The organism is Phenylobacterium sp. (assembly GCF_031425575.1).
Classification (GTDB): Bacteria; Pseudomonadota; Alphaproteobacteria; order Caulobacterales; family Caulobacteraceae; genus Phenylobacterium.
The window spans coordinates 1-4,975 of sequence record NZ_JANPJP010000144.1; the positions used below are offsets into that span (position 1 = coordinate 1).

Below are 4,975 nucleotides of genomic sequence, written 5' to 3' on the forward strand. Positions count from 1 at the left end.
CTGGGTGAGGGCGGCGCGGAGTTCGAGTCGGGCCAGGGGCGGGCGGAACTCGGGCCGGCCGTAGCCGAAGTTGTGCTTCACCCGGGTGACCGTGTCGCGGCCCTTCTCGTGGCCGATCACCACGACGGCCATGCCGCGGAACCGGCCCAGGCCGCCCATCACCGCCTGGTCGTCGGCGAACTTGCGGTCGCCGCGCAGCTCCACGAACTCCTCGATCAGCCCGGCGCAGTAGTCCACGAAATGGGGGCGGTCCGGATGGCGAGCCACCAGGGTCTTCTGCCAGGCGTCAAGCTTGGAATAGGCCTCGCGACGCAGGGTCTGGGCGCGGGTCCGCAGCACCTCGATCTCACCGTCCATCGCCCCGGACCCGGTGGTCTCCGACAGCTTGGAGAGCTCCTCGATCTTGGCTTCGAGGTCGGCGATGGGACGCTCGAACTCGAGATAGTGCGCGACCATGCGGGGACTCTTCCTTCCGTTAGCGGAAGCGCCGGAAACTAGGCGGGAACCCGCAGCCTAACAAGTACGTGGCGTCGCGCCAGTTCTGTGGCGTAGCTATCTGTCGGGAACGAAATCGTCCGTCGGGACCTCACCGAGCATGAAGCCTATCCTTGTCCTCGCCCTTGCCGCGATCGCGGGCCCTTCCTTCGCCGCCGGGAGTTTCGAAGCCGCCCCCATCGTTTCGGCGCGGGCGGAGGGCGGATCGGCGGGCGTGATCCGCGCGGCCATGGACGTCGCCGCGCCGCCCGCCGTAGTCTGGAAGGTGTTGAGCGACTGCGCCAACGCCCCGCGCTACATGCCCAAGCTGCTCAGTTGCAAGACTTTGGAGCGCGATCCCGCCGGCAATTGGGACGTGCGCGAGCACCGCCTGGAAGGCAACGCCTTCAAGCCGGTGATGCGAAACGTGTTCCGCACCACCCTGGAGGCGCCGCGGCGCCTGGCGTTTCGCCGCACCGGCGGGGACTGGAAGCGCTCCGACGGCGAATGGCGGCTGACAGCAATACCCGGCGGGACTCACGTGACCTATGAATTGCACGTGGCTGTCGATGCGCCCGTTCCCGCGAGCATGGTGCGCGGCGCCGTGGCCAAGGGCATGCCGGCCTCCATGCGCGCGCTGCGCAAGGAAGCGCTTGCCCAGGCGCACCGTTCGTGACCGGCGAGGACGAAGCCCTGGTCGCCCTGTTGGCGGCGTTGAAGGCCCGGGACTACCAGTTCGTCACCGTCACCAACGACACCCACCGCCTGGTCTCCTGGCGGCTGTTCCAGGGAACACGGCACACCCTGCGGGACATCTTCGGCTGGAGCCGGCCCTTCCGAGACGGCGACCTGGAGGTGGAAATCCTCGCCCTGATGCGCGAGGCCGGGATCCTGGTCGAGCGCGGCCGGCGTCTCTCCAGCGCCCTGCGCGTCTCCAGCCTCGGTGAAGACCTCTTCCTGCACTCAGCCTATCCGCCCAAGGCGAGGGACGCGGTGTTCTTCGGGCCTGACAGCTACCGCTACGCCGACTTCATCCGCCAGGAATTGGGACAAGCCAACCGAATCGTCGATATGGGCGCGGGCTCGGGGGTTGGTGGTGTCGTGGCGGCGCGGGTCTGTCCCCAGGCCGCCGTTGTGTTGTCCGACATCAATCCTGCCGCCCTGCGACTGGCGAGAATCAATGCCGCCGCCGCCGTGGTCAGCGTGGAGGTCCTAGAGAGTGACGGGCTTTCCAAGGTCACCGGGGCCATTGATGTGGCCATCGCCAATCCGCCCTACATCCAGGGCTCGGGGCGCCGCACCTATCGCGACGGCGGAGACCTGCTCGGCGCTCGCCTGTCACTGGACTGGGCCAAGGCCGCCATGGACCGACTGCCGCCGGGGGGGCGACTGCTGCTCTACACCGGCAGCGCCGTCGTCGACGGGCGCGACCGGCTGAAGGCGGAGCTGGCAGCCATCGTCGCCGCAATAGGCGCCAAGCTGCGCTACCGCGAAATCGACCCTGACGTCTTCGGATCCACACTGATCCACCCGGCCTATCGGCGCGTCGACCGCATCGCGGCGGTGGGCGCCGTGCTGGAGAAGCCTGGAGCCGCTCGAGCAGCTTGAGCATGCCGGCACGCGGGTTCACTCTGGGATCGCCCGGTCTCCTTCAGGTTTTGAGGCTCCCATGAGCGAACTCCAAACCCCAGCGCCGGACGGCTTTCTGCCTGGCTTGTCGCCGCGGGGTGGCTGGTTCAGCGACTTCGAGTTTCATGATGGCGGCCTCACGGTGCACAAGACCGGGACGCAGATTCACCTCGACGCCACCCTGATCGGCGAATGCCTCATCTGGTTCGGCTATCACGTCATTGTCCGGGCCAGATCCTGGGCTTTGGCGGCCACACGGGCGCCGGGGCCGGCCATCTGGTTCACGCCGGACAGGCCGCGGCCCTGGTATCTGATCTGGGCCGCCATGGCCTGGAGCGGCTGCCGCATGGCCAAGACCCCGGAGGAAGCCGACGCCTGCTTCTGTTTCGAGGACGCCACCTGGGGCCAACGCGCCCTGCCCACCCACGAGCGGGCCTTCAACTTCACCTGTCTGGACGTCTCAAAGAGCCACGTCGCCGCCGTGTTCGAGGAGGTGTTCGGCTATCCCCTGTCCATCGACCCGGAAACCTTCGTCGGGGACGCGGTGGAGAAGGGTGAACTGAACGGCGTGCATGACGGACGCATCATCGCCTGCCCGCATCCCCGCCTGCCCGGCAAGACCTACCAACGCCTGGTGGACACCGCCGTCGGGCCCTTCATCCACGACCTGCGAACCCCCTGCGTCGGCGGCAAGCCCGCCGTCGTCTGGGTCAAGCGCAAGCCGGCGGACAACCGTTTCTCCATCCATAATCTCTCGGTCACCCGCGCCGAGCCCGCCGAGATCTACAGCGCTGAGGAGCTGACTTTGATCGCGGCCTTCGCCGCGCGCATGGGCCTGGACTGGGGCGGACTGGACATACTGCGCGACCAGCCCACCGGCCGCATCTACATCGTCGACGTCAACAAGACCGATGTGGGACCGGTGATCGCCTTGAGCTTGAAGGACAAGCTGAAGTCCACCGACGCCCTGGCCAAGGCCCTGATCGCGTTGCTGAAAGGCGGCGCGCGCAAGAGCTGAGCGCAATCGAACAATGTTCGTGCAACCCCGACCCAAGCTCCACGTTTGGTACTCCGAGGTCGCAAGGACCCCATTGTTCACGAGACCGCCCGGACGGGAGCGGTCCGTCGTTCGTTCCAGGAGAACTCACCATGAAGACGCTTAAGACCGCTTTGGTGGCGACGGCGATGCTGGCCACGGCCGCCCCCGCCTTCGCCCAGTATCAGCCGACCCAGCAGTACCAGCGCGACATGCGCAGCTACGAGCAGGAGCAGGCCGACTATCAGGCGAAGCTGGCCGACTACGAACGCGCCCGCGCCGACTATGACGCCCGACGCGACCGCTACGAGCGCGATCGCGCCCGCTACGACGCTCGCTACGGCTATGGCGCCTATGCCCGCAGCTACGGCGCGGCCCCGACCTGGGATTCGGACCGGTACGACGCCAACCGCTACGGCCGCGACACGACCTATTCGGGCTCGTCCTATGCCGACCCCTGCCGCTCCTCCAACAACAACAGCCAGGTGGCCGGCGGGCTGATCGGCGCCCTCGCCGGCGCGGCGATCGGCTCGAACGTGGCGGCCCGCAATGCGCGGACCGAGGGCGCGGTGCTGGGCGCCGTGGTCGGCGGCTTCGCCGGCTCGCAGATCGCCAGGCAGTCGGCCCAGGCCAAGTGTGACAGCGCCGGCTACTACTACAGCTACGCCGAGACCGTGCCGTACCGCGAGAGCCGTTATGCGCGCGGCCAGCGTAACGGCCAGTATGACTACACCTACTACAACCGTAACCGCTGCCGCCTGGCCACCGCGCCGGTGGACGACTACGGCAATGACGTGCGCTACGTCCGCGTCTGCCCCGACCGCCAGGGCCGCTATCGGATCACCGGCTGACCCCCAGCCTGATCTGAGGTCCTGAGGAAGCCGTCCGCTCACGCGGGCGGCTTTTCTCGTTCCCGCTCAGCTCTTGCGTGACAGCGGGTGCTTGCTGGCGACCACCTGGGCTAGGCGGTCGCCCGCCACGTGCGTGTAGATCTGGGTGGTGGCGATGTCGGCGTGGCCCAGCAGTTTCTGCACCACCCGCAGGTCGGCGCCGCCCTCTAGCAGATGGGTGGCGAAGGCGTGACGCAGCACGTGGGGGCTGACGCGGGTGGGATCGATCCCGGCGTCGGCGGCGGCCTCGTCCAGCAGTTGGGCGAACCGGCGAGGAGTCATTCGGCCGGCCTTGCCGCGCGACGGGAACAGCCACGGATTGGCCAGATCGCCCTTGGGCAGGAAGCTCTTGCGGACCTCCAGATAGGCCTTCACCGCTGTCCGCGCGGCGTTGTTCAGCGGCGCGAGGCGATCCTTGCCGCCCTTGCCGGTGACCATCAGATAGGCCGGATCGCGCGCCAGCGCCGCCAGCGGCAGGGCCGTCAGCTCGGAGATTCGCAGGCCCGAGGCGTAGATCAGCTCCACCACGCAGCCGATCCGTAGCCCCTGGGCGCCGTCCTTGGCCGAGGCGGCGGCGATGATGGCGTTCACCTCCTCGCGGCTCAGCACCTTGGGCAAGGGGCGGCCGCGCTTGGGGGCGTCCACCCGGCGGGAGGGATCATCGGCGCGCCAGCCCTCGCCCAGCACGAACCGGTAGAACTGACGCACGGCGGCGCGGCGGCGAGACGCCGTGGCCGGCGACAGGCCGCGCGCGCCCAGGGCCGCGAAATAGGCCTCGACATCCTCGGCGCTGGCGTCGCCCAGGTCCCGGCCTCGGCCGGCGAGGTAGCCGGAGGCGTCGGCCAGGTCCTTGCCATAGGCGGTGATGGTGTTCTTGGCCGCCGCCCGCTCGACGGTCATCATCTCCAGGAAGGCCTCGGCCCAGCCCGACGAGGCGCTCATCGGA

At 68.5% G+C, this 4,975-nt stretch carries 5 protein-coding genes and 1 pseudogene; 4 read left to right on the plus strand and 2 right to left on the minus strand.

From position 1 onward, the window contains the following. Window positions 1-456: pseudogene (locus tag RMO97_RS08465) on the minus strand (acetyl-CoA carboxylase carboxyl transferase subunit alpha); the annotation flags it as partial. A 139-nt stretch (window positions 457-595) separates the two neighbouring features. On the opposite strand from RMO97_RS08465, the gene RMO97_RS08470 reads away from it, so the two are divergent. The 4 genes from RMO97_RS08470 to RMO97_RS08485 all read left to right on the plus strand — a co-directional run bounded on the left by RMO97_RS08470 (window position 596) and on the right by RMO97_RS08485 (window position 3,990). After that, the gene (locus RMO97_RS08470; RefSeq protein ID WP_310540309.1) at window positions 596-1,150 is read left to right on the plus strand and encodes an SRPBCC family protein; all 555 of its coding nucleotides are present in this window, start codon (window positions 596-598) and stop codon (window positions 1,148-1,150) included. Then, window positions 1,147-2,082: a methyltransferase gene (locus RMO97_RS08475; RefSeq protein ID WP_310540310.1), complete on the plus strand. Its 936-nt coding sequence runs from the start codon at window positions 1,147-1,149 to the stop codon at window positions 2,080-2,082. Before RMO97_RS08470 ends, RMO97_RS08475 begins: the two co-directional genes overlap by 4 nt. Window positions 2,083-2,143: 61 nt before the next feature. Continuing rightward, window positions 2,144-3,121: a hypothetical protein gene (locus tag RMO97_RS08480; RefSeq protein WP_310540312.1), complete on the plus strand. Its 978-nt coding sequence runs from the start codon at window positions 2,144-2,146 to the stop codon at window positions 3,119-3,121. Between the two features lie 131 nt (window positions 3,122-3,252). After that, entirely contained in the window at window positions 3,253-3,990 is a 738-nt protein-coding gene (locus tag RMO97_RS08485; protein WP_310540314.1) for a glycine zipper 2TM domain-containing protein, read from the plus strand. Between the two features lie 66 nt (window positions 3,991-4,056). Here RMO97_RS08485 and RMO97_RS08490 read toward each other — a convergent pair whose 3' ends face one another. Next, entirely contained in the window at window positions 4,057-4,971 is a 915-nt protein-coding gene (locus RMO97_RS08490) for a tyrosine recombinase (protein ID WP_310540315.1), read from the minus strand. Window positions 4,972-4,975: the final 4 nt, after the last annotated feature.

Excerpts from the sequence above, each read along its gene's own strand:
- RMO97_RS08470 (WP_310540309.1), top strand. The coding sequence starts at position 596 with ATGAAGCCTATCCTTGTCCTCGCCCTTGCCGCGATCGCGGGCCCTTCC.
- RMO97_RS08480 (WP_310540312.1), top strand. The coding sequence starts at position 2,144 with ATGAGCGAACTCCAAACCCCAGCGCCGGACGGCTTTCTGCCTGGCTTG.
- RMO97_RS08485 (WP_310540314.1), top strand. The coding sequence starts at position 3,253 with ATGAAGACGCTTAAGACCGCTTTGGTGGCGACGGCGATGCTGGCCACG.
- RMO97_RS08490 (WP_310540315.1), bottom strand. The coding sequence starts at position 4,971 with ATGAGCGCCTCGTCGGGCTGGGCCGAGGCCTTCCTGGAGATGATGACC.